Source organism: Photobacterium chitinilyticum, from assembly GCF_004104355.1.
GTDB lineage: Bacteria > Pseudomonadota > Gammaproteobacteria > Enterobacterales > Vibrionaceae > Photobacterium > Photobacterium chitinilyticum.
Genome location: NZ_RJLM01000090.1, coordinates 1 through 912 on the forward strand (window position 1 = coordinate 1; position 912 = coordinate 912).

At 41.6% G+C, this 912-nt stretch carries 1 tRNA gene; it reads right to left on the bottom strand.

Features of this window, described 5'->3' with window-relative positions:
• Positions 1-826: 826 nt before the first annotated feature.
• Positions 827-907 (bottom strand) — tRNA-Leu (locus EDI28_RS28145).
• Positions 908-912 lie beyond the last annotated feature (5 nt).

Sequence of the window (912 nt, forward strand, 5' to 3'; positions counted from 1 at the left end):
AGTTGTATAAACACCTGTTTCTTCCACTTAGCTCCATGGAACAATATGCTACTACTGAAACATGGAAGAATTGAAATCTTAGATCAAAACACTATGTATGGATGGTATGAACTGCCTAAACAAGAATTCTTGAACRGCGAACARCYRGAGCTATTACTCACTACATCAAAAAAATTTCCATTAATRAARSATGKAAATCCATTGGAAAATCAAAARTACGCATGTCSGATKAAATKGTTGTTGCTATCTGYTCCMATAACGAATCAACTGAATAACTAAATAAAATAGATAGACCTTTCTCTTCGTCTCAGRTYGATRGATCTTCTCAATTGGAAGATCCCCTATATGGATAAGACACATTCCAGTTGACCGAGSCTAATTCTAATTGTTTTGTTCCGAAGTAAAGATATCCACGGAGTGGTTCGCCCTATTCAGATATTCACGACCAAGAAGTACTGGATTCTCTTTAGGATAGGTCCTGAAAGGAGAAGGAAGGCTGGAATGCCRMCAGGCGTCTATTATTGAATTCACCCGACCCGATAGTACCMATTTKGGKAACGTCCATCCAGTGCCAAAGTCACTGAATGGGTAAGTCRCCAATCCCTAAAACGGACTATGTAATGTACTTGAATCTGCYGGGTTACGGGGGGCWTTTTACCRGAGGTTTMKATTGTATCAATCTACCCTTGTGTGATTCCTGTTGAAKCATATMCTGCGGGGCGCAGGGCGGACGAKTTCAAAGCRGACTCCCCCTCCCCWTTCATTAGATAGAGAAGATCRYCAAKATTTCGYGATCCGCTGCCGAACTTATTCCATTTCAWTATTAKGCCTTGAAGAGGACTCGAACCTCCACGCTCTTTAGCACGAGATTTTGAGTCTCGCGTGTCTACCATTTCACCACCAAGGCATCTT